Annotated in this window: 22 protein-coding genes; 13 read left to right on the top strand and 9 right to left on the bottom strand. The window is 63.7% G+C overall.

The annotated features are described in order from the left end of the window. Positions 1-49: 49 nt before the first annotated feature. Positions 50-2,788 carry a DNA polymerase I gene (gene polA, locus P9220_RS14810; RefSeq protein WP_309766761.1) on the bottom strand — a complete coding sequence of 913 codons (2,739 nt, stop codon included), beginning with the start codon at positions 2,786-2,788 and terminating at the stop codon, positions 50-52. A 1-nt stretch (position 2,789) separates the two neighbouring features. On the opposite strand from polA, the gene P9220_RS14805 reads away from it, so the two are divergent. Together P9220_RS14805 and P9220_RS14800 are read left to right on the top strand one after the other, a co-directional pair. Next, positions 2,790-3,539, top strand: coding sequence for a TIGR00730 family Rossman fold protein (locus P9220_RS14805; protein WP_309765753.1), 750 nt, complete (start codon positions 2,790-2,792; stop codon positions 3,537-3,539). Between the two features lie 157 nt (positions 3,540-3,696). After that, positions 3,697-4,500: a hypothetical protein gene (locus P9220_RS14800; protein WP_309765752.1), complete on the top strand. Its 804-nt coding sequence runs from the start codon at positions 3,697-3,699 to the stop codon at positions 4,498-4,500. 24 nt (positions 4,501-4,524) lie between these two features. Here P9220_RS14800 and P9220_RS14795 read toward each other — a convergent pair whose 3' ends face one another. Then, positions 4,525-6,051 carry an AMP nucleosidase gene (locus P9220_RS14795; protein ID WP_309765751.1) on the bottom strand — a complete coding sequence of 509 codons (1,527 nt, stop codon included), beginning with the start codon at positions 6,049-6,051 and terminating at the stop codon, positions 4,525-4,527. 204 nt (positions 6,052-6,255) lie between these two features. Here P9220_RS14795 and P9220_RS14790 point away from each other — a divergent pair, with 204 nt between their 5' ends. The 3 genes from P9220_RS14790 to P9220_RS14780 all read left to right on the top strand — a co-directional run bounded on the left by P9220_RS14790 (position 6,256) and on the right by P9220_RS14780 (position 8,564). Next, entirely contained in the window at positions 6,256-6,666 is a 411-nt protein-coding gene (locus P9220_RS14790) for a hypothetical protein (protein WP_309765750.1), read from the top strand. An 89-nt stretch (positions 6,667-6,755) separates the two neighbouring features. Continuing rightward, complete coding sequence (locus P9220_RS14785) at positions 6,756-7,721, top strand: homoserine kinase (RefSeq protein WP_309765749.1); 966 nt, start codon at positions 6,756-6,758, stop codon at positions 7,719-7,721. A 21-nt stretch (positions 7,722-7,742) separates the two neighbouring features. Then, positions 7,743-8,564 (top strand): BPSS1780 family membrane protein, encoded by an 822-nt coding sequence (locus tag P9220_RS14780; protein ID WP_309765748.1) that lies wholly within the window; start codon positions 7,743-7,745, stop codon positions 8,562-8,564. An 82-nt stretch (positions 8,565-8,646) separates the two neighbouring features. Here P9220_RS14780 and P9220_RS14775 read toward each other — a convergent pair whose 3' ends face one another. Both P9220_RS14775 and P9220_RS14770 read right to left on the bottom strand, forming a co-directional pair. Beyond that, complete coding sequence (locus tag P9220_RS14775) at positions 8,647-8,820, bottom strand: DUF3563 family protein (RefSeq protein WP_309765747.1); 174 nt, start codon at positions 8,818-8,820, stop codon at positions 8,647-8,649. A gap of 137 nt (positions 8,821-8,957) precedes the next feature. Continuing rightward, entirely contained in the window at positions 8,958-10,118 is a 1,161-nt protein-coding gene (locus P9220_RS14770) for a PHB depolymerase family esterase (protein WP_309765746.1), read from the bottom strand. Between the two features lie 295 nt (positions 10,119-10,413). Between P9220_RS14770 and P9220_RS14765 the strand changes: the two genes are divergently transcribed. Next, a complete protein-coding gene (locus tag P9220_RS14765) occupies positions 10,414-11,100 on the top strand; it encodes a phosphatase PAP2 family protein (protein ID WP_309765745.1) in 687 nt (228 codons plus the stop codon). A gap of 5 nt (positions 11,101-11,105) precedes the next feature. Here P9220_RS14765 and P9220_RS14760 read toward each other — a convergent pair whose 3' ends face one another. Continuing rightward, positions 11,106-11,930, bottom strand: a complete 825-nt coding sequence (locus P9220_RS14760; RefSeq protein ID WP_309765744.1) for a TOBE domain-containing protein — start codon at positions 11,928-11,930, stop codon at positions 11,106-11,108. 160 nt (positions 11,931-12,090) lie between these two features. On the opposite strand from P9220_RS14760, the gene P9220_RS14755 reads away from it, so the two are divergent. Further along, entirely contained in the window at positions 12,091-13,677 is a 1,587-nt protein-coding gene (locus tag P9220_RS14755) for an inorganic phosphate transporter (RefSeq protein WP_309765743.1), read from the top strand. A gap of 262 nt (positions 13,678-13,939) precedes the next feature. Next, positions 13,940-14,098, top strand: coding sequence for a DUF3309 family protein (locus P9220_RS14750; RefSeq protein ID WP_035966072.1), 159 nt, complete (start codon positions 13,940-13,942; stop codon positions 14,096-14,098). A 73-nt stretch (positions 14,099-14,171) separates the two neighbouring features. Here P9220_RS14750 and P9220_RS14745 read toward each other — a convergent pair whose 3' ends face one another. After that, positions 14,172-14,480: a hypothetical protein gene (locus P9220_RS14745; RefSeq protein WP_309765742.1), complete on the bottom strand. Its 309-nt coding sequence runs from the start codon at positions 14,478-14,480 to the stop codon at positions 14,172-14,174. A 36-nt stretch (positions 14,481-14,516) separates the two neighbouring features. Then, complete coding sequence (locus tag P9220_RS14740) at positions 14,517-14,747, bottom strand: hypothetical protein (protein WP_309765741.1); 231 nt, start codon at positions 14,745-14,747, stop codon at positions 14,517-14,519. A 287-nt stretch (positions 14,748-15,034) separates the two neighbouring features. Here P9220_RS14740 and P9220_RS14735 point away from each other — a divergent pair, with 287 nt between their 5' ends. From P9220_RS14735 to P9220_RS14725, 3 genes are all read left to right on the top strand, one after another. Continuing rightward, complete coding sequence (locus tag P9220_RS14735) at positions 15,035-15,307, top strand: DUF2866 domain-containing protein (protein ID WP_309765740.1); 273 nt, start codon at positions 15,035-15,037, stop codon at positions 15,305-15,307. Between the two features lie 91 nt (positions 15,308-15,398). Further along, positions 15,399-15,836 (top strand): MbcA/ParS/Xre antitoxin family protein, encoded by a 438-nt coding sequence (locus P9220_RS14730; RefSeq protein WP_309765739.1) that lies wholly within the window; start codon positions 15,399-15,401, stop codon positions 15,834-15,836. Then, positions 15,833-16,558, top strand: a complete 726-nt coding sequence (locus P9220_RS14725; protein WP_309765738.1) for an RES family NAD+ phosphorylase — start codon at positions 15,833-15,835, stop codon at positions 16,556-16,558. Before P9220_RS14730 ends, P9220_RS14725 begins: the two co-directional genes overlap by 4 nt. Positions 16,559-16,562: 4 nt before the next feature. Here the strand turns inward: P9220_RS14725 and P9220_RS14720 are convergent, their stop codons facing one another. Beyond that, the gene (locus P9220_RS14720; protein ID WP_404980254.1) at positions 16,563-17,876 is read right to left on the bottom strand and encodes a DNA topoisomerase IB; all 1,314 of its coding nucleotides are present in this window, start codon (positions 17,874-17,876) and stop codon (positions 16,563-16,565) included. 59 nt (positions 17,877-17,935) lie between these two features. Continuing rightward, the gene (locus P9220_RS14715) at positions 17,936-18,673 is read right to left on the bottom strand and encodes a metallophosphoesterase (protein WP_309765737.1); all 738 of its coding nucleotides are present in this window, start codon (positions 18,671-18,673) and stop codon (positions 17,936-17,938) included. A 207-nt stretch (positions 18,674-18,880) separates the two neighbouring features. Here P9220_RS14715 and P9220_RS14710 point away from each other — a divergent pair, with 207 nt between their 5' ends. Then, a complete protein-coding gene (locus P9220_RS14710; RefSeq protein WP_309765736.1) occupies positions 18,881-19,534 on the top strand; it encodes a DUF1345 domain-containing protein in 654 nt (217 codons plus the stop codon). Positions 19,535-19,884: 350 nt separating this feature from the next. Further along, positions 19,885-21,528, top strand: a complete 1,644-nt coding sequence (gene glgA / locus P9220_RS14705) for a glycogen synthase GlgA (protein WP_309765735.1) — start codon at positions 19,885-19,887, stop codon at positions 21,526-21,528. The last annotated feature ends 359 nt before the right edge of the window (positions 21,529-21,887 follow it).

Here is a 21,887-nt window from a genome sequence, read left to right as displayed (position 1 = left end):
TGGACAAGCGCCGCCGTCGCATGCCGGACATACGCGCCGCGCCGAAACATCAATGCGCCTCTTCCCAGTTGTTGCCGACGCCCACTTCCGCGACGAGCGGCACCTTCAGTTCCGCGACGCCGCACATGAGTTCGGGCAGACGCTTGCGCACGTCCGGCAGTTCTTCTTCCGGCACTTCGAGCACCAGTTCATCGTGGACCTGCATGATCATCTTCGTGCCCATGCCCGTGCTTTCGATCCAGTCCTGCACCGCGATCATCGACATCTTGATGAGGTCGGCGGCCGTGCCCTGCATCGGCGCATTGATGGCCGCGCGCTCAGCCGCCTGACGGCGCGGGCCGCTGCCGCCGTTGATTTCGGGCAGCCACAGACGGCGTCCGAATACCGTCTCGACGAAGCCGTTCATCTTCGCGGTGGTGCGTGTCGTGTCCATGTAAGCGGCGACGCCCGGATAACGCGCGAAATAGCGGTCGATATAGAGCTTGGCTGCATCGCGCGTGATACCCAGGTTCGACGAGAGACCGAACGAGCTCATGCCGTAGATCAGCCCAAAATTGATGACCTTCGCGATGCGACGCTGGTCGTTGTCGACTTCGAGCGGCGTCACGCTGAACACTTCCGACGCGGTCGCGCGATGCACGTCCTCGCCTTGCCTGAACGCGCGCATCAGCGATTCATCGCCGGAGATATGCGCCATGATGCGCAACTCGATCTGCGAGTAATCGGCGGAGACGATCTTGCAGCCCGGCGGCGCGATGAACGCCTCGCGAATGCGCCGTCCTTCGCCCGTGCGCACCGGGATGTTCTGCAGGTTAGGTTCGTTCGACGACAGCCGTCCCGTCACCGCGACGGCCTGCGCATAATTCGTATGCACGCGCCCCGTCGATGCATTGACCATGCGCGGCAGCTTGTCCGTGTAGGTGGATTTGAGCTTGGACAGCGCGCGATGCTCGAGCAGGACCTTCGGCAACGGATAATCTTCGGCGAGCTTTTGCAGCACTTCTTCGTCAGTGGAAGGCGCGCCGCTCGGCGTCTTCTTCACAACGGGCAATTCCAGCTTCTCGAAGAAGATCTGCCCGATCTGCTTCGGCGATCCGAGGTTGAATTCGTCGCCCGCGAGCTCGTACGCCTGCGTCTGCAAGTCGATGAGACGCTTCGCGATTTCATTGCTCTGCGCGTCGAGCTTCTCGCGATCGATCAGCACGCCATTGCGTTCGATCTTGCGCAGCACGCGCGATGTCGGCATCTCGATGTCGCGGTACACGCGCAACAAGCCTTCTTCCTCCGCGACCTGAGGATAAAGCGCCTGATGCAGACGCAAGGTGACATCCGCGTCTTCGGCGGCGTATTCGGCGGCCTTGTCGAGCGGCACTTCGTCGAAGCCGATCTGCGATGCGCCCTTGCCCGCGACGTCCTCGTACTTGATGGTCTTCACGCCCAGATGCCGCAGCGCGAGATTGTCCATGTCGTGCGGACGATGCGACTCCAGCACGTACGACTGCAGCAGCGTGTCGTGTTCGACGCCGCGCAAGTCGATGCCGTAGCTGGCAAGCACTTGTTCGTCGTACTTCAGATGCTGCCCGACCTTCTTCTTCGATGCGTCCTCGAGCCAGGGCTTGAGCTTCGCGAGCACTTCATCGCGCGGCAGTTGCACGGGCGCATCCGGCCCGCGATGCGCGAGCGGAATGTACGCGGCATGCCCCGCTTCGACCGACACCGAGATGCCGACGATCTGCGCGACCATCGGATCGAGCGACGTGGTCTCGGTATCGAACGACGTGATCTCAGCGCCATCGATGCGCGCGAGCCAGGCATCGAACTGTTCCCACGTCTGCACGGTCTCGTAGTGGTGAACGATCTCGGTGACTTCCGCGGGCGGCGTGTCGGTCGGACCTTCGACGGCATCCGCGATTTCGATCTCTCGCAGCCACGTCTTGAAGCCGTGACGGAGAAAGACATCGCGCAGTTCGTCGCGTGCTTCGGGGCGGCTCGGCAGCGTCTCTTCGATCGACGCGATCTGCGAAGCGAGGTCGCATTCCGTGTGCACGGTGACGAGCTTCCGGGCCATCGGCAGGAAGTCGAGCGCCTTGCGCAGATTGTCTCCTACCGCACCTTTGATCTCGCTTGCGTGTGCGACGATGCCATCGAGCGTATCGTATGCGGTGAGCCATTTGAGCGCGGTCTTCGGACCGCATTTTTCGACGCCGGGCACGTTGTCGACGGTATCGCCGATGAGCGACAAATAGTCGACGATGCGCTCCGGCGGCACGCCGAACTTGTTCACGACGCCCGCGCGATCGAGCGTTTCGTTGGTCATCGTATTGATGAGGGCGACATGATCCGTCACGAGCTGAGCCAGATCCTTGTCGCCCGTCGACACGATCACTTTCATGCCGCGTTTTTCGGCCTGAACGGCGAGCGTGCCGATGACATCATCGGCTTCGACGCCTTCGATCATCACGAGCGGCCAGCCGAGCGCACGCACCGCGACGTGAATGGGCTTGATCTGTTTCGAAAGGTCTTCCGGCATGGAAGGACGGTTGGCTTTGTAGTCGGCGTACCAGTCGTCGCGGAAGGTCTTGCCCTTTGCATCGAAGACGCACGCGCTATACTCTGCATTGATTTCGCGCCGCAGGCGCCGCAGCATGTTCACCATTCCATACAGTGCGCCGGTGGGACCGCCGTCGGGACCACGCAGGTCAGGCATCGCATGGTAAGCCCGGTACAAGTAGCTAGAACCGTCGACCAATAGCAGGGTCTTACCTTCAAGACTGAGTTCTTCAGGCATTATGAACAAGAGAAAAGTGATTCCGAGTCTGCGATCGCTCGCAGATCAAGAGCGCGCGACGGCCAAGAAGGCTCGCGCGTCGTGGCAGATGTTCACGATTATGGCAGAGTTTATCGAGGCGACCGAGTACCTCTCGGAGATCCGCCCTGCCATCAGTATCTATGGTTCGGCGCGTCTGAAACCTGAGTCGCCGTACTATCAGCGCACCATCGAAATTGCTCAAAAGTTCTCGGATGCGGGCTTCGCGGTCATCTCCGGCGGCGGCCCGGGCATCATGGAAGCGGCCAACAAGGGCGCGCACGCGGGCAAGTCGCCGTCGGTCGGTTTGAATATCGAATTGCCGCACGAGCAGTCGGGCAATCAGTGGCAGGACATTTCGCTGCGCTTTCGTCACTTCTTCACGCGCAAGGTCACGTTCGTCAAGAATTCGGATGCGGTCGTGGTGATGCCCGGCGGTTTCGGCACGCTCGATGAACTGGCCGAAGTGCTCACGCTCATTCAGACGAAGAAGTCGCGCCACGTGCCGATCGTACTGGTCGGCGCGGAATTCTGGGCAGGGCTGCTGGACTGGTTCAAGAAGACGCTCCTCACTAACGGTGTCATCAGCGAGAAGGATCTGGATCTGATGCAGGTCATCGACGAGCCGGACCAAGTGCTCGATGCGGTGCTGCGGTTTTATGAAGACCGCGAGGAAGCGGCCGAGCCGCCGGCTGAAGGCAAGTCGGATGAGGATCGGATGTTTTATTTGTGATGCGTATGGCTCGTGCGGAAGGCTCCGACATTTGAGCCTTCCGCCTCCGTGGCAATGTGCTCGCACTGATCGCGCGTGATTCAAATTCGTTCCCATTGCGTGTACGGTCTGGGCTTTCTCAACTCGGAAAAGACCGGACCGATTCTCTCGTTGGCGCATGGTCGTGCTGTGGGCGAGCGCTCTGCTGGGAGCGATGGCTCTGGCTGCGATGATCGTCACGCAGTTGAACGGCATGCTGAACGACGCCAGTGAACGCGTCGCTTTGCCCGCTAGTGCAGCCAATTCGCCCGCGCCTGATAAGGAACATCCGCCGAGTAGCCCTGCCGGTGCGACTGTTACTGCAGACCCAGAGCAGTCGCAGTACGAGGCAACCACTGCCGAGTCAAAGCTTGATCCCCAACAGCAATTTGCAGCGGAAGTAATGCAGCAAGAGCCTGAATTCAATCGAATCATCAACGACCCCGACTGGCGGACCTTCCTGCAAATGCGAAAGGGCGAACTGACGATTGCCGAGCTGTTAACTGCCGCTTATAACCGTCAGGATATGCAAGCGGTAGTCAACTTTTTCGAAGCATTCAAACTATCGAAGTACGCAGCGGCGACGCGCGGCGTTTCGTTCGCTGAAGAGCTGCGCTATGAGGACGAGGTAATGCGGCAGCTGCCAGATGCCAATGCGCGCACCTATCGCACGAGCTTCGACTGTGCGAGCTTTCGTTCGACTCCCGAATACTTGATATGCCGCGATATAGAACTGGCTAACGCAGATTTGATTCTTGCCCATCTGGTGCGGGAGGCCCAAGCCGCCGTCGTCGACAAAGCAGCGCTTGCGGAGCGGCTCCGCAAGCAGTGGAATCACCGGCAACAGAAGTGCGCGGACAAGCCGTGCCTTGCGGCGTGGTACGCGTATGAGCAAGACGTCCTCATCAAGATTGCGCAGACGGGCGACGTCAACGCTAAGTGAGCTCGCCCGCTTACGGATGACACCTCACTGAAACGCCACCTCCGCAAAGCTCCTCAACTTGCGCGAATGCAGCTTCGACAAGCCGTTCATCCGCAGCAACTCCATCGCCTTCACGCCGATCTGCAAATGCTGATCCACCTGCGCGCGATAAAACTGATCCGCCATTCCCGGCAGCTTGAGTTCGCCGTGCAGCGGCTTATCGGACACGCATAACAACGTCCCATACGGCACGCGGAAGCGGAATCCGTTCGCGGCGATCGTCGCGCTCTCCATGTCGAGCGCAATCGCGCGGCTTTGCGACAGCCGCTGCACCGGCTCACGATGCTCGCGCAACTCCCAGTTACGATTGTCGACGCTCGCGACCGTGCCCGTGCGCATCACGCGCTTCAGCTCGACACCTTCGAGCTGCGTGACCTGCGCGACCGCCTTCTCCAGCGCGACCTGCACTTCCGCGAGCGCGGGAATCGGCACCCATAGCGGCAGGTCCGCATCGAGCACGTGATCCTCGCGCACATAGCCGTGCGCGAGCACGTAGTCGCCGAGACGCTGCGTATTGCGCAGCCCCGCGCAATGCCCGAGCATGATCCACGCATGCGGACGCAACACCGCGATGTGATCCGTGATCGTCTTAGCGTTCGACGGCCCCACGCCGATGTTCACCATCGTGATGCCGCTGCCATCCGCGCGCTTCAGGTGATACGCGGGCATCTGCGGCAGGCGCGCCGGCGCGGCGCCTTCCTCCGGTTGCGCATCCAGATTCGCGTTGTACGTGACGACATCGCCCGGTTCGACGAACGACGAATACTCGCTGCGATACGCCCGCGTCTCCTCATCGTCGGCGCGGGACATCATCGTGCGACCGAGCTTCACGAACTCGTCGATATAGAACTGATAGTTCGTATAGAGCACGTAGTTCTGGAAATGCGTCGGCGAAGTCGCCGTGTAATGGCGCAGGCGATGCAGCGAAAAATCCACCCGCGCCGCCGTGAAAAGCGCGAGCGGATGCGGCTCGCCCGCCGCCGGTTCGTACGTGCCGTTGACGATGCGGTCATCGAGCAGCGCGAGATCGGGCGTATCGAAGACATTGCGCATCGCGAGCAGACGATCACGATCGAGATCGCCCTCGAGATGAATGCCCTCTGCAAACGCAAAGTGAATCGGAATGGGCTGCGCGGATACGCCCACTTCGATCCCCACGTGATGATTCTTCGCGAGAAGCCGCAACTGCTCCCGATAGTAATCGCCGAAAAGATCGGGGCGCGTGAGCGTCGTCTCGAAGATGCCCGGGCCGGCGACGAAGCCGTACGAGCGCCGCGAATCGATCTGCGAATTCAGCTCCGTCCGCACGCGCACGAACGGATAGCACGCGCGCACGCGATGCGTGAACTGCTCGTTGCGCCGGTATCGCGCGAAGGCATCGCGCAGGAAGGCCGTGTTCGCTTCGTAGATCGCGGAAAGGCGCGTGACGGCGGCTGTGGGATCGTCGAAGGATTCGGTCGGGAAGTCGCTCGCGGGCGTGCCCTGAGTGCTTTGAGTGCGGTCGTTTGTCATGATCTTGTGCGTGTCTTTGTGCGCTCGTGATAAATCACATTAACACGGAAGAATGCGAGAACCATGAAGCCCCTCATCGCGTGGGTGCCTCCGCCGCGATCTTTTGAGGTACGGTGCCGCGAGCCGCAAAAGCAGCGCAGAATAAGGCAATGCTTCGCTTTCGGTAGGGTTTGCTAGAATCCGCCCATCGCCTGGAGAACTCCCATGAAGCCCCTTCTTTCTGCCGCCGCGGCAGTCCTCGCCGCCGCAAGCGTTGGCGTTTTCGCGCAATCGGCGCCCAACGCTGTCGAACCGGCAGCACAACCGGCCACGCAACAAACGATGTCGCCGGAGGAAGCCGCGGGCCTTCCGAATCTCAAGGCCATCAACCGCCCGCCCGCCAACGTCAGTTCGAAGGTGGAAATTTCGCCGCCGCGCAAGCCGAGCTTCCATGAACTGAGTTCCAACGGGACGGAAATCACCGAGTACCGCGACAAGGGCAAGCCCGTCGAGATCAACGTGCATTCGAACTTCGGCACGCGTTACCAGATGAGCTCGCCTGCGGACACGTCGCCGCAAGTGCGCGACAACGGCAAGGCGAGCACGCGCCTGCCGTCCGTCAATCTGCGCTATTGACTCAAGCAAGATCGCTTCGAGCCCGCTCTTCAGCAGCGGGCTTCCTCTTTCGGCCCGCGCGGGCCATTCACCAGACCGACGTTTCCTGCATGGCCGTATTCACCCCCGTCACTGACGCCGAACTCGGCGACTGGCTGCAACACTACGATCTCGGCGATGTCGTCGAATTTCGCGGCATCCAGTCGGGCATCGAGAACAGTAATTTCTTTCTCACGACAACGCACGGCGAGTACGTGCTGACGATCTTCGAAAAGCTCACCGCCAGCCAGCTTCCGTTCTATCTCGACCTGATGCGGCATCTCGCGTCGCATCGCGTGCCGGTGCCCGACCCGATGCCGCGCCGCGATGGTTCGCTCTTCGGGATGCTGAAAGACAAGCCGGCGGCCATCGTCACGAAGCTCGAAGGCGCGCCGGAGCTTGCGCCGACGCCTGCGCACTGCATCGAAGTCGGACAGATGCTCGCGCGCATGCACCTCGCGGGGCGCGACTTCGCGCGGCATCAGCCGAACCTGCGCAGTCTGTCGTGGTGGCAGGAGAACGTGCCGGCCATCGTCGATTTCCTGAGCGACAGCCAGCGCGAACTCATCCAGGCCGAACTCGCGCATCAGGCCGCGTTCTTCGGCTCGTCCGATTACGCCGCGCTGCCCGAAGGCCCGTGCCATTGCGACTTGTTCCGCGACAACGTTTTGTTCGCGCACGGCCGGGAGCACGCGCGGCTCGGCGGGTTCTTCGATTTCTACTTCGCAGGCGTCGACAAATGGCTCTTCGATGTCGCCGTCACCGTAAACGACTGGTGTATCGACCTGCAGACCGGCGAACTCGATCCCGCGCGCGTCGATGCCTTGCTGCGCGCCTATCAAACGGTGCGTCCGTTCACGCCGGCCGAAGACCGCCACTGGAACGACATGCTGCGCGCCGGCGCAATGCGCTTCTGGGTCTCGCGGCTGTACGACTTCCATCGTCCGCGCGAGGCAGAGATGCTCAAGGCGCACGATCCCGGCCACTTCGAACGCATCCTGCGCGAGCGCATCGGTGCCGCTTCTTCTTCCGCTTAACGGTAACCCGGCAACTCACCCATGCGACTGATCGAAGTTCCCGCCAAGACCGGCTACGTGTGGTTCCGCCAGGGCATCTGGCTGTTCCGCCGCAACCCGTTCGCGTTCCTCACGCTGTTTTTCGCCTACTTGTTCGTGATGACGCTGATTTCGCGCGTGCCGCTCATCGGCCCGTTGCTGCCGCTGCTGTTCATTCCGGGTATCGCGGTCGGGTTCATGGCGGCCTGTCGGAACACCATCGCGGGAAAGCCGGTCTGGCCGACCATTCTCGTCGATGGTTTCCGCTCCTACGGCAACGCGGTGGCGCGCCGGCTGCTGGTGCTCGGTGCGCTGTATATCGTCGCGATGGGCGTGATCTTCGGCGTCTCCGCGCTCGTCGACGGCGGCACACTGCTCAACCTGATGATGGGCAACGGCCCTTCCGGCGATCCGGAGACCGTGGCGGCGAGCTTCAATCCGCTGGCCGTGCTCGTCGCGATGGCGTGTTACCTGCCGATCGCGATGCTCTTCTGGTTCGCGCCGGTTCTCGTCGCGTGGCACGAGGTCACGACGGCGAAGGCGCTGTTTTTCAGCCTGGTTTCGTGCTGGCGCAATCGCGGCGCGTTCGTTCTGTACGGCGTGCTGTGGATCGCGGTTGCGCTGGCGGTGTCGTTCGGACTGACCGCGTTCATGCAGGCGATCGGCGCAGGGCGGGAGATGGCGTTCGCGGTGCTGATGCCGGCATCGATCCTGGTGACGACGGCGCTCTACTGCTCGTTCTACGCGACGTACCGCGGTTGCTTCGGCGTCCAATCGCCCGATACGCCGGATTTGCCGAACGCATCGGACACGTCGGGCGCTTAACGCTTTTCGTACGCGCAAATAAAAATGCCGGCTCTATCAGCCGGCATTTTTGTGTCTACCGCGAAGTACGCGGCGATCAAGCTCAGTTCGACATCCACGACGGATGACGTGCCGCCGCGCGCTGATCCAGCTTCTTCATGCGATATTCGAGGTCGCAAATATCGGTGGCTTCGGCGAGGTACTCGTCGTCGCGCTCACGGTCACGCTGTTCAGCGGATTTGGTCAGAAAAAGGAAGATGCGGGAAAGCAGGAACATGATTGGCCTCGCTGGAATACTGGGGTAACTACCTATGAAAGCGATTATAGGGTAATCCCTGATTCGACGCCAGTCTTTCCCGCTAGAACCCTGATACTAAAGACCATTTTCCAACACTTGAAACAATCCGCCGCCGCTCACGCGACGAATGCGGCTCGCGTCTCTTCGCTCGAACGGCGCTGATGCTTGAAGAACTCCCACATCAGCGCTGCCGAATCGCGCCCTTTGGATGAATGGAACGCCACGGTATCGTCTCCGCCGGCCCACGAATGGCCGAGCCCGCGCACGATCGACGTTTTCACGACGCGCCGTCCGTTCTTGACGTAGTCGCGCACGACGCCGTCATCCAGCGTTTCCTCGCGGACATCGCCGGCGCGGCGATTGCCGGAGGCGTCGATGAAACCGTTCAGCCGCAAGAACTGCTGCGTGAGCTGATCCGCATTGGCCGACGTCACGACCGAATCCAGTTCGCCGTGGACGATGACGGCGGGCATGCCCGGATAGGTCCGCACATCGACGGCAGCATCGATCAGGGCGACCGGGTCCGTGCGGCTGCCGCGCCGCATGACGTCCATCGCGCCGATGGCGGACGTCGCTTCGCCGAAAACGACGCCCGAATGCAGCCCGACCGCAGCGAACAGATGCGGGTAACGCACCGCGAGCATCGCAGAAAGCCCCGCCCCGGCCGACATGCCGGCCAGATATACGCGCTCGGCGTCGAATTCATGTTTCGCGATCACCGCCTTGATGAGCGATACGATCGACGCCGCTTCGCCGCCGCCCGCGCCGCTTGAATCGTCGTACCAGTGCCAGCAGCGATGTGGATGCTCGTGCTTCGACTGCTCGGGATACAGCACCGCGAAGCCGTACTTGTCGGCGAGCAGGTTCATGCGCGTGCCTTGGGCAAATTCGTCGGCGGTCTGCTTGCAGCCGTGCAGCATCACGACGAGCGGCATCCGGCCGAGTGCGGCCTTCGGCGGCACGTACAGTCCGTATGACAGGTGGTTGATGAAACGCCCGGCTGTCGGCGGCGCCGAATGATACGAGCGATCCCACTTGCCTCGCGCCCACGCGGACGCGCGCGGCCGCACCCGCGACTCGCGCATTTCCGGGCGCGCCGACGGACGCGGCGACACTGCGGCTTTCGTTGCCGCAGCGGACTTGAGCTTCGATTTGACGGTTTTGGCACGCACCGGCTTGGCCGACGTACGCGGCTTCGGCACATGCGTCAGTTCCACTTGGCCAGCGACCAGGCGTCTCAAGCCGCGCAACCAGACTTTGGTAAGGCTTTTCGACATTCGGCTGGGCTCCCCACAAACTTGTTTCGAATAGACACGCGACGATATGGCGCGCGTCGTGTTGCATTGCACAATAACATTAATTCAGCGGGCCGGCTTTGCCCGGGCAATACTGCTTGAGCGAAGTTAAAGGCGTTTAGCCGATGAATCGCGCATTAGACAGCAGTTAGACGCAGAAAACCGCCGCTTCTCGCTTGAAAATTCGGCTTCTTCCGAACCCGTATACTTTCGCCTTCCGCATCCATTCAGTGTCCGCTGTGCCGCAGTGCAGCAACGCCTGTACCACGACGCCACCATGAACCTCGACTTGCCCTTCTCCGTATGGATGAGCATCACCGCGCTCGGCGGCACGGGCGTGATGCTCCCCGTCGCGCTAGCGGCCGCAGCGTGGCTCGCGCTCGGCTATCGATGGAAGTACACCGTCGAATGGATCGCGCTCTTCGGCATCGGGAGCAGTCTCGTCGCGCTGAGCAAGATCGCGTTCATCGGATGGGGAATCGGCATCCGGCTCATGGACTTCACCGGCATCAGCGGGCACGCCTACATGGCGACGTCCGTCCTGCCCGTGGCGATGTTCGTCGCGCTATTGCCCGCGCGCGGCTCCATCCGGGGAACCGGCGTCCTGTTCGGCCTGGTGCTGGGCGTGGTCGTCGGCGGATCGCGTGTCGTGGTCAACGCGCATTCGGTGTCGGAAGTGGTGAGCGGCTGCGTGCTCGGCGCGGCGGTGTCGCTCGCGTTCGTGTGCATTGCATGGCGGGCGGAGCCGGGTAAGCTCTCGCCGATGCCGGTAGCGGCGAGCCTCGCCGTCGTCGTCGTGGCGCTGCATGGCGTGCCGGTGCCGACGCAGCACTGGATCACCGAAATCGCGCTCGGCTTGTCGGGCCACCCGTACCCCTACGTGCGGGCGCTGTGGAAGTCGAAGAGTTATCACAAGCCGGATCGACGGACCGACGTTCGACCCATCGGCAGCAATCTGACGTAACACGCTCAGTCGTTCACGCCGATGATCACGCTCGACGCCTTCACCACCGCCACCGCTTTCTGGCCCGGCGCGAGTCCGAGCGTATCGGCGCTCTCGTTGGTGATGATGGCCGTGACGGTCGTCGCATCGTCGAGCGAAAGCGTCACTTCGGCGTTCACCGCGCCGCGCGTCACGCTTGCAACGGTTCCGCGCAACTGATTGCGCGCCGACAGCTTCGCCGGCGCGTCTTCCATCAGCATGACCCACGACGCCTTGATGAGCGCGAACGCATCGCCGCCTTCTGCGAGGCCGAGCGCCTCGGTGCTTTCATGCGTGACGACGGCGACGATCGTCTGCCCGCCCGGCAAGCCGAGCGCGATTTCGTCGTTGACCGCGCCTCGCGTGATCCTCGTGACCTTCCCCGCCAGCTGATTGCGTGCACTCGTTCTCAATCCCAGTCTCCCGATAAGTCGCCAATCGTCCTCGAAGCCTTCGATGGCTTCGCCCACTCGCCTGAGAAACTTGCGATGCTCGCGCTCGACGGCGAAGTACGTGTCGATGATCCGCAACGCCGATGCGGTGAGCCGCGTTCCGCCGCCGCCGCGCCCGCCGGTCGCGCTAGCCACGAGCGGCTCGCCGGCCAGGTTGTTCATCGTATCGATGGCGTCCCACGCCGCCTTGTAGCTCATGCCGACCGCCTTCGCCGCCGCAGTGATCGATCCGGTATCGCGAATGGCGGCCAAGAGCGCGATGCGCGACGCGCCGCCGAGCGTCTCGTCGCCGCTTTTCAGCCAGACGGAGCCGCCGAATTCGAGCGGATCGCGAGGCGCGGGCGGGGTCGTCTTGGTCATCGATCGTCACGTCACGGGTCGCTGGAAGTGCGGCCGATTATATCGGCGCGCTGACGACATCGATTCATACGAGATAACAAAGGCTTACGCGTTCACGAAACCGACACGCGCGCCGGCAAACATGGCCTTTTCCGCAATGCCTCAGGCTCAAGGACGCGCCATGAACCAGATTGTCTTTCCCAACACCCGGACAAGCCGCACGCCGGGGCAGCGACTCGCTTTCCTCGTGTTTCTGCTCGCCATCGGAGCGGGCGCGGTGTACTGCATCATGCATTTGCTCGAAGATCTGGCGCCCGTGCGCGAATCGTCCGCGTTCCCGTACATTCTGCTCGGCATCGCGCTGCTCATCGCGCTCGGATTCGAGTTCGTCAACGGCTTCCACGATACGGCGAACGCCGTCGCGACCGTCATTTACACGCACTCGCTGACGCCCAACCTCGCGGTCGTCTGGTCCGGCGCGTGGAACTTCATCGGCGTGCTGGTTTCGAGCGGCGCGGTCGCATTCGGCATCCTGCAACTGCTGCCGGTCGAACTGATCATCGGCGTCGGCAGCTCGCAGGGCTTCGCGATGGTCTTTGCGCTGCTCATCGCGGCGATCGTCTGGAACCTCGGCACGTGGGCGCTCGGCTTGCCGTCGTCCAGTTCTCATACGCTGATCGGCTCGGTGATCGGCGTCGGCCTGATGAATCAGATGCTGCACGGGACCAACGGCACGTCGGGCGTCGACTGGAGCCAGGCGGCCTCGGTCGGCAAGTCGCTGCTCTTTTCGCCGCTCATCGGCTTCGTGCTCGCCGGTTTCCTGCTCTACGTGTTGAAGCTCGTCGTGCGCGTGCCGGCGCTCTACAAGGAACCGAAGAACAACACGCCGCCGCCGTTCTGGATTCGCTGCCTGCTGATCCTGACGTGCACCGGCGTTTCGTTCGCGCACGGCTCCAACGACGGCCAGAAGGGGATGGGGCTCATCATGCTCATCCTGATCGGCACCGTGCCGACCGCCTACGCGCTGAACAAGGCCGTCACGTCGGGCGAGACGCAGACGTTTCTCGCGGTCAGCCATAGCGCATCCGAGGCGCTGCAGCGTTATAGCGGCAATGCCTCTCCCGGCGCCGATGCGCGTGCGCGCGTCGAGCGCTACGTGCAGACGAAGACGCTCGCCCCTGACAGCGTCGCCTCGCTGAAAGCGCTGATCGATTCCATCGACGCGCAGATCCGCCCGAGCGAGACGATCGCGGCCGTGCCGGAAGGCAATGTCCGCAACGTGCGCAACGAGATGTACATCGCGTCCGAAGCGTTGCGTGTGATGGAAAAGCAGAACGCCCCCGCCTTCGCGCCGAACGACCGCGCCGTGCTCGATAACTACAAGCATCAGCTCGATCACGCGACGAAGTTCATTCCGACGTGGGTGAAAGTCGCCGTGGCCGTTGCGCTCGGCCTGGGCACGATGGTCGGCTGGAAGCGCATCGTGGTAACGGTCGGCGAGCGCATCGGCAAGACGCACCTCACGTATGGGCAAGGCGCGTCGGCGGAACTGGTGGCGATGATCACCATCGGCGCCGCCGATGCCTACGGCCTGCCCGTCAGCACGACGCACGTGTTGTCGTCGGGCGTCGCCGGCACGATGGCCGCGAACGGCTCCGGGCTGCAATGGCGCACGGTGCGCAGCCTCGCGCTCGCCTGGGTGCTGACGCTGCCGGTATCGATCGCGCTGGCCGGCCTGCTGTTCTGGATTTTCCGCAATCTGTTCTGAATCGACGCAGTGCAATTCTTTCAAGGCGCCGGACCAACTCTTTCCTTTTGACAACCGGCGCGGTCCGCGCAAGCGTCGCCAGTGACGCGCCGGGCCTTGCTTCATCAGGCTTTCACGCCGATGGCACGGATGCTGCTCAACGCTCCTTGTCGATCGCAACACCGGACGGCCTGGCGGCATCCCGCCTCGCTTCCGACGTGCGGCTGCCTGGGAGGCCACGTCGAGCCGGATGGTCGCGCGGTCTTTTATAAGGAGAAGTCAAATGACGATCGGAACCATCCTGTTGATTGTGCTCATCCTGCTGTTGATCGGCGCCATTCCGTCGTGGCCGCACAGCCGTAGCTGGGGTTACGGACCGAGCGGGATTCTCGGCGTCGTGCTCGTCGTGGTGATCGTTCTGTTGCTGATGGGACGCCTATAAGCGCCCCGCCGCCGGTTCAAACAAAAAGGGGCGCCCCGATGGAGCGCCCCTTTTTCGTTCGTCCAGCAATACGTCACACGCGCATGACCTGTCCGTTCGGGTCGATCTTGCGTGGAATGACGGGCTCCGCCTGCTTCGGCGAGCCGCCCTTGCGCGGCGGCGCGGCGACCGGCTGATCGATGGAAGCCTTGTCGGCCACCTGCTTGACCGCCGATGCACTCTTGCGCTTCTTCTTTCCGGCCGTGCGCGATGCGCCATGCGCCTTGCTCTTGCCCTTCACTACGTGAACTTCGGGCGGATTCCAGACTTCCGTGTAATGCGGCGCCGCCACTACCGGCGACGAACCCAGCACGAAAGCCATCGTCAGGAATGCGAGTTTCAAGTCGTTTCGCTCCATCGATTTATGCCCCTGTTGCCCCTAATGGTCCTGGCGCGCGCTGCGCGAGAGGATGGCGTCGAGCGAGCGCTCGGACGTTTCGAGTTCGCGCAATGCGTCGTCCAGGCGCTGCTGCGAACGAGCCACCGACCGCACGCCGTGCTCGAACTGCGGCTCGCCTCGCGTGGCGTCGAACGCGGCGTTCACCGCGCGCGTCGCGCGCATGAAACGTTCGAGCGCGGCGGCTTCGAGCGAATCGTTGCGGGAAATCATCGGCAAACTCCTTGTTGCAGACAAGCTGTACGAATATACAGTAAGCCGGCCTGCCGGCAAACAAAGCGCGCCGCCCGTGGTGAAAATGCCGAAGGCGCACTTGACCGCATACGTTTGCCTCTAGGCAGGAAGACGTGGCGTATCGCCGCACGCCGACCCTCGTCGCGGACGATTAAGGGCGGCTTAATTCTGCACGGACACACTCGACGCGCGATCAGGCCCGCCCGCCGCCTTCGGTGCGGCGCAGTCCACCGGACGAACCGGGCCGCCAACGTGAGGAATGTGCCATGTCCCGCAACGCCGTAGCGCGTCCGCCGTTCGCCAATCTTGCCCGGGCGATGCGCAGCCACACCGCGCTCAAGCTGAGCCGCTGCCGCCTGTCCGCGCCGATCCAGCCGCCGTGGGGTCAAGCGTATCGGATGGTCGAGTGGTCGCTGAAGAGCGATCCGCATCTGCAGCGCTGCATCGTCCCGGCAGATTGCACGCCATCCGATATCGCCGATGCGCTGAATTCGCACGTACCCGGCCGTCGCTACGGTCCGCGTGAAGACGAGGACTGACGAGCGCATCTCACGCACGGGCGAAATATCGCTTGTATAAATCCATATATGGACTACCATGCGTTAAGAGTTCCTTTGGAGACTTAACGACATGCCCCATGCCGCACGCGCCGCCTCTGCGGCGGCCGGCCAGCCGGCGCCGCGTTCCACGCCGGATATCGGCGACTTGTCCGCTGCCGGCCTGCGCGCTTTCATCAACATCGCCCGCGACTGGGCGTTGTCGGCCGATGAGCAGATCAAGCTGCTCGGCTCGCCCGGCCGCTCCACGTACTTCAAGTGGAAGAACACGCCCGAATCGGCGCGGTTGCCGCGCGACACGCTGGAGCGCCTCTCGCTGATTCTCGGCATCTACAAGGCGCTGCAAATCCTGCTGCCCGAGCCGCACGCCGCCGATACATGGGTCAGGCGTCCGAACACCGCGCCGCCGTTCGGCGGCAGGCCGGCGCTCGACCGCATGCTGGCGGGCAATATCAGCGATCTCGTCGCCGTGCGCCAGTATCTCGACGCGATGCGAGGCGGATGGGCGTGAACGACAAGCAGGCTGAATCGAACTGGCGGGCGCGCTGGCCGCACGGCGAACTCGACTGGTCGCCGGCGTATCGCGTGATCCCGACGCGTTTCCCGGCGGTGAATCTCTTCGACCGCGTCGCGTCGCCACAGGATTTCGACGCTCTCTATGCGCTCGAAGCGATGACCAACGACCGCCTGCGCACCGAGATTGGCGAACTCGATCTCGTGCCGCCCGGCGAACGCTGTTTCGGGCCGGGGTGCGGGCCGATCATGGCCGCTTTCACGCATTTGAATCCGAGCGGCAGCCGCTTTTCGGACGGCAGCTTCGGCGTGTTCTATTGCGCCCGCGAGCGGCGCACGGCCATCGCGGAGACGCGTTATCACGCCGGCCTGTTCCTCGCCGCGACCCGGGAAGCGCCGCTGCGTCAGCAGATGCGACTCTATACGGTGATCGCGCACGGCGAGGTCGTGGATCTGCGGGACGACCGTATCGCGCTGGCGGGTCTCGATCCGCGCATTCTCGCGCCGGACGACTACGCGCCCGGCAAGGCTCTGGGCCGCGCAATCCGTGCGGCGGGCGCGCCGGGGATCGCGTATCCGTCGGTGCGCGATCCCCAGGGCGAATGCCTGGCCGCCTTGCGCACGACGATGCTGCGCGACTGCCATCACGCCGCGTATCTCGAATACAACTGGAACGGCGATGCGATCGATTACGTGTTCGAGCTGAATCAGGTCGGCTAGGCGATCATCGGATCGCCACCGCCGTCGATGTCCGCGTGCGCGACAGCTTCTTCGTCGCAGGGCGGGCGGCCTTCGGCGCGGTCTTGCGCGCGACGGTCTCGATTGCCTGCGTCGCCGCGTCCTTCGCGCTGCCCTTCAGCGCACCCCCGCGCGCCTTGCGGCTCGATTCGGCGAGCAGGCCGGTGAGCCGCGTATCGCTTGCCGCAGCGCCCTTGCGGTTCTTCCGCGCCGCCTCGCGCGCCCGGCGCTTCGCTTCTTTCTCGAGAAAGATGACGAGTGCAGCCTCGTCGGTCTTCAGTCCGTGGCGACGCGACGCGGGCAGCGCCTCTGCAAGTTCGCCCGCCTCGAACGCCTCGATCACGGCCGGATGCACGTAGCACTTGCGGCAGACGGCCGGCGTGTTGCGCAGCAGTTGCGACACTTCCTTGATGGTCCCGACAATATGCTTGCGCGCCTCGGTCACTGTCTCCCACTGCAGCTTTCGCAGCGCCGCGAGCGCGAACACGCTGCCCGCCCACGTCCGATAGTCCTTCGCAGTGAAATCCGCGCCAGTGATCTCCCGCAAATAGTCGTTGATGTCGGACGAAGTCACGCCGTGGCGCGTGCCGTCCGCATCGAGATACTGGAACAGGTCCTGGCCGGGCAGGTCCATGCAGCGCCTGACGATCCGGGCGACGCGCGCATCGCTCACGGCGACGTCGTGCTCGATGCCGCTCTTGCCGCGAAACTTGAAGCGCAGCGTTCCCGCCGACACTTTCAGGTGCCGCTTCCTGAGCGTCGTCAGCCCGTATGAGCGGTTCTCGCGCGCGTATTCCTCGCTTCCGACGCGGATCAGCGTCGTGTCGAGCAGCCGCACGACCGTGGCGAGCACCTTGTCGCGCGGCATGCCGTCGAGCGCGAGATCGCGCGTGACGCGAGCGCGCAGCTTCGGGAGCACCGCGCCGAACGCGAGCATGCGCTCGTACTTGTTCGCGTCGCGGGTCTCGCGCCATTGCGGATGATAACGATACTGCTTGCGCCCGCGCGCATCGCGGCCCGTCGCCTGCAGATGGCCGCGCGAATCGGGGCAAATCCAGACATCGGTATATGCGGGCGGGATGGCGAGCGCGTTGATGCGCCGGATCTCGGCCTCATCCTCGATGCGCTTGCCCTGAGTATTGAAATAGACGAACGCACCGTCGATCCACTCGCGGGTATAGCCGCGCCGCGAGTCGTCGACGTATCGGAGGCCGGGTGGCAGATCGTCGATGATGGCTGCCGCGTTCCCGTGCTGTGCACCGCTCGTACTGCCAGCCCCGTTGCTTTCGATCGTCGCCACTGCAAGCCTCGCCTGTTTGCTTTCGATACATGGCGAGGAATTGAGCAACGGCCGTGCCTTTATGGCAGCGCCAGCTCCCGCGCGCCTTCCGACGCGGCCCATCGTTCCTTGACGGACCATCGTTCGTCGGTGCCGGCTTCGACGATCGTGAGCCGCCCTTCCGAGGCGAACGCGCCCGTATCGATGAAAATCTGCGAACCGATCTGGCGCACGGCGCGCATCGGCGTATGGCCGCAATACGTCGGCGAGAGACCGCGCTGCAACCCGGGGTCCGCATTGCCGAGCGCAAGGCCGCGGCCCCACAACATCTGGCTGCGCGTTTCGTCCGCGAACTCGGCGGCGTCCAGATCGGCGTCGCTGCCGAAGAACTCCGCATGCAACACGTTGAAGCGCCGCGCGCCCTCGCCGACGATGCGCACCAGCGGCAGCCGCGCGAGCCGCGTGGCGAGCGCGTGGAGCTGTTCGTCGGCGAGCGTTTCGGCCCATGATCCGCCGATCGCGTACCACGCCTGCCGGCGCATCGCCCCGGTCGCGACCGCGATCAGCGAATCCTCGTGATTGCCGAGCACCGGATAGAACCACGGCTTGTCGATCAGCTCGATGGCCGCGAGAGAATCCGTGCCGCGATCGATCAGGTCGCCGACTGAGAACAGACGATCGCGCGAGCCGTCGAAGCCGATCTCGCGCAACAGATAACGCAGCGCATCGACGCAGCCGTGCAGATCGCCGACGACGAAATCGCGGCCGATCTCATTGGCTGGATGCCTGCAGACGACGGGATAGGTAGGATCATTCATGCGTCGATCTTATCGCCGGCTCAACGGCCGGTGTGCGTGCTGGGTCGCTTTTCGCTGCGTTTTCGGCGGCGAGCGGCGAGAGCGTTTCGAAATGGTCTCCAATGGCGATTGTCGCGCGAAAGCGGGCGCTGCGGCCATCGCTCGCAGCATCGCACTGTAAGGCGCGTCAGTGATAATCGCTGACTTGCACGTTTCCCCGTCGAGACGATGAACCTTCTTCCGCCCGTGTTGCGCACGCGTCCGCGCGCCCTGATCGCCCTCGTGATCGGTTTCGGCGTCACCGCGCTGCTGCCGGGGCACGTGCGGCCCATCGTGCGCGCGCTCATCGGCTGGGACTCGGCGGTGTGGCTGTACCTCGCGCTGATCTGGGTGCAGATGGCCACGGCGCATCAGAGCAACGTGCAGGCGCTCGCCGAACGCGAGGACGAAAACGCCGCCGCCGTGCTGATGATCGTGACTCTCGCGGCCGTCGCGAGCCTCGTTGCGATCGTCGTTGAACTGGCTGCAGCGAAAAGCCTCGGCGCGCACGCGTATCTGAACTACGCGCTGACCGGCGCGACGATGCTCGGCGCGTGGTTCCTCATCCCGACGATGTTCACGCTGCATTACGCGCGGCATTACTATCGCTCGCCATCGGGCGATACGGCGCTCCGGTTTCCCGATCGCCATCTCAAACCCGACTATTGGGATTTCCTGTACTTCTCGTTCACGATCGCGGTCGCCTCGCAGACCTCGGACGTCGTGCTCTGCTCCGGAGACGCACGCCGCACGGCGCTCGCGCAATCGGTGCTGTCGTTCTTCTTCAATCTCGCGGTGCTCGGGCTGTCGGTCAACATCGCGGCGAGCATGGTCGGCGGTTGACGCCGGAGCGAGGCGCGCAATGCGCCTGTCATAGCCACGCCATAAGCTCTTAACGCCCCGTGTAAAAACGCGACGCCTGCCGCTGTCAGTTTTACACGCGGCACGATCATGCGCTTTTCGATGTTCCCTGATGCGCGACAGCGGACCCTCGTCGAACATAAGTCCGAAATGATCGTGCGAGCCCGCACATACGGCAACGGGTCGTGGCATGCACATTGCTGCACTGCGCAAGCCAAAAAGAACCAACCCGATCAGCACCGGAATGCGCGGCCCGGCTGCTCCTCGTCACGCCGATAGACGTTGACGAGCGCATGGCCATCGCCCCGTGTTTGTCCGCACAGGAGTCCACTTTGCCTTTGAACGTATTGCTGGTCGCCTCCGAGGCCGTCCCGCTCGCCAAGACCGGCGGCCTCGGCGACATGGTCAGCGCATACGCCGCCGCCCTGCGCGCAGCCGGCGTCGACGCCACCATCCTCCTGCCCGCATATCCGAACGCCATCGCGATGGCGGAGGACGTCAGCAAGGTCTGCACCCTTCACGATCTGCCCGGCGGCGACGCCTCGCTCTTGCGCGGGCGCATGCCCGATACCGGCGTGCCCGTCCTTTTGCTGCGCTGCGATGCACTGTATGCGCGCACGGGGCTCTATCAGGATGCGCAGGGCCGCGACTATCCCGATAACGCCGTCCGCTTCGCGACGCTCTCGGCAGCCGCCGTGCGTGTCGCAGAAGGCGTGCGCGGCGTGAAGAAGCCGGATATCGTTCACGCGCACGACTGGCACAGCGGCCTCACGCCGCTGCTGATGAAGCACGCCGGCGTGCAGGCCAAGAGCGTCTTTACGATTCACAACCTCGCGTTCCAGGGCAACTACGCGCTGTCGCTCGGCCGCTCGCTCGGCGTGCCGGAGAAGTGGCTCGTGCACGCATTCAGCGATCCGCAGAGCATCGAGTTCTATGGCGCGCTGAGTCTGATGAAGGCGGGTATCGTTCACAGCGACCGCGTGACGACCGTCAGTGAGAACTACGCGCGCGAAATTCTCACCCCGCGCTTCGGGCACCTGATGGAAGGCGTGCTGCAAAGCTGCGCGGACAAGCTGTCGGGCGTCGTGAACGGCATCGACGAAGGCGTGTGGAATCCCGCCGTCGATCCTCTGATCGAGCGCAATTACTCGTTCGACGACATGCGCGGCAAGCACGCCTGCAAGCGCACGCTGCAGCGCATGTTCGGCCTGCCGGTCGATCCTTTCGCGCCGCTGATCGCCATCGGCAGCCGCATGACCGGCCAGAAGCTCGCCGATGTCGTGCTTCAGGCGCTCCCGCGTCTGCTGGAGAAGCATCCGCGCCTGCAGCTCGCCGTGATCGGTCAGGGCGAGGCGTACATCGAGAAGGGTTTTCGCAAGCTCGCGCAGGAATGGCCCGATCGCGTGGGCGTGCATATCGGTTATAGCGAGCGTCGCGCGCATGCGCTGCACGCAGGCGCGGACATGCTGCTGCATGGAAGCCGCTTCGAGCCGTGCGGCCTCACGCAGCTTTACGCGATGCGCTACGGCACCCTGCCGGTGGCATCGCGCGTGGGCGGACTGGCCGATACCATCGTCGACGCCGCCGAAGCCGACATCGCCTCGCGCGAAACCGTGTATATGCGCGACGGCACGCACGACGCTCCCATCGCGATGCAGCCCTCCTCGCGTGCGCCCACGGGCTTTCTGTTCGACGGGGAGACGCCCGACGATGTCGTTACCGCAGCGGGCCGCGCCCTCGATGCGTACATGCGTCCGCCTGTCTGGCGCACGATGCAGCGCAACGCGATGTCGTGCGATTTCGGCTGGGGCGAAGCGGTATCGAAGATGATCGCGCTGTATTCCGACCTCACCGGACTGCGCCCGAGCCGCACGGCCGTGCGCCTGCGCCGTCTGCCCGTGCGGGCCGGCGCGCACGCGCCGCTTCCCGATCACGCGCAGCAGACGGGCAAGCCGCTGGTCGCGAAGCGCGCATAGCGTCGAACGGCAACGAACGGGGGCGGCCCACATCCGCCCAGGCTTGCCGCATAGTATCGCTGTGACGCAGCGCCGCTTCGCGAGCCCTTGGGCGCGGCACGCAACGTGCTGTCAGGCGATGCAACGCCCGCTGGAAACCCATTGGACCGTGGCGGCAGCCGTGCCCGATCCATTCGCATCGCGAGACGCGACCCGGGCCTGCATCGTCGACGGCGCCGAGCTTGTCGCTTGGGTCCGCGAAGCGCGCGATGCGCCGAAAAACGTGTGGACCGGCCCTTCAGCCAGTTTGACCCGTGAGCGTGATCGCGATTTCGTTGCCCGCATCCCCGCCACCGCAGGACGACTCTGGAAAAGACGAA

The organism is Caballeronia sp. LZ016 (assembly GCF_031450805.1).
Classification (GTDB): Bacteria; Pseudomonadota; Gammaproteobacteria; order Burkholderiales; family Burkholderiaceae; genus Caballeronia.
Note: the sequence above shows the minus strand (reverse complement) of the source record. Positions and strands in the feature narration are given on the sequence as shown.

Bases quoted from the DNA above. Each gene is read 5' to 3' on its own strand.
- P9220_RS14795 (WP_309765751.1), bottom strand. From the start codon at position 6,051: ATGACAAACGACCGCACTCAAAGCACTCAGGGCACGCCCGCGAGCGAC.
- P9220_RS14770 (WP_309765746.1), bottom strand. From the start codon at position 10,118: ATGTCGAAAAGCCTTACCAAAGTCTGGTTGCGCGGCTTGAGACGCCTG.
- P9220_RS14790 (WP_309765750.1), top strand. From the start codon at position 6,256: ATGAAGCCCCTTCTTTCTGCCGCCGCGGCAGTCCTCGCCGCCGCAAGC.
- P9220_RS14735 (WP_309765740.1), top strand. From the start codon at position 15,035: ATGTCCCGCAACGCCGTAGCGCGTCCGCCGTTCGCCAATCTTGCCCGG.
- P9220_RS14750 (WP_035966072.1), top strand. From the start codon at position 13,940: ATGACGATCGGAACCATCCTGTTGATTGTGCTCATCCTGCTGTTGATC.
- polA (WP_309766761.1), bottom strand. From the start codon at position 2,788: ATGCCTGAAGAACTCAGTCTTGAAGGTAAGACCCTGCTATTGGTCGAC.
- P9220_RS14715 (WP_309765737.1), bottom strand. From the start codon at position 18,673: ATGAATGATCCTACCTATCCCGTCGTCTGCAGGCATCCAGCCAATGAG.
- P9220_RS14760 (WP_309765744.1), bottom strand. From the start codon at position 11,930: ATGACCAAGACGACCCCGCCCGCGCCTCGCGATCCGCTCGAATTCGGC.
- P9220_RS14710 (WP_309765736.1), top strand. From the start codon at position 18,881: ATGAACCTTCTTCCGCCCGTGTTGCGCACGCGTCCGCGCGCCCTGATC.
- P9220_RS14785 (WP_309765749.1), top strand. From the start codon at position 6,756: ATGGCCGTATTCACCCCCGTCACTGACGCCGAACTCGGCGACTGGCTG.
- P9220_RS14755 (WP_309765743.1), top strand. From the start codon at position 12,091: ATGAACCAGATTGTCTTTCCCAACACCCGGACAAGCCGCACGCCGGGG.
- P9220_RS14730 (WP_309765739.1), top strand. From the start codon at position 15,399: ATGCCCCATGCCGCACGCGCCGCCTCTGCGGCGGCCGGCCAGCCGGCG.
- P9220_RS14800 (WP_309765752.1), top strand. From the start codon at position 3,697: ATGGTCGTGCTGTGGGCGAGCGCTCTGCTGGGAGCGATGGCTCTGGCT.
- P9220_RS14780 (WP_309765748.1), top strand. From the start codon at position 7,743: ATGCGACTGATCGAAGTTCCCGCCAAGACCGGCTACGTGTGGTTCCGC.
- P9220_RS14775 (WP_309765747.1), bottom strand. From the start codon at position 8,820: ATGTTCCTGCTTTCCCGCATCTTCCTTTTTCTGACCAAATCCGCTGAA.
- P9220_RS14740 (WP_309765741.1), bottom strand. From the start codon at position 14,747: ATGATTTCCCGCAACGATTCGCTCGAAGCCGCCGCGCTCGAACGTTTC.
- P9220_RS14805 (WP_309765753.1), top strand. From the start codon at position 2,790: ATGAACAAGAGAAAAGTGATTCCGAGTCTGCGATCGCTCGCAGATCAA.
- P9220_RS14765 (WP_309765745.1), top strand. From the start codon at position 10,414: ATGAACCTCGACTTGCCCTTCTCCGTATGGATGAGCATCACCGCGCTC.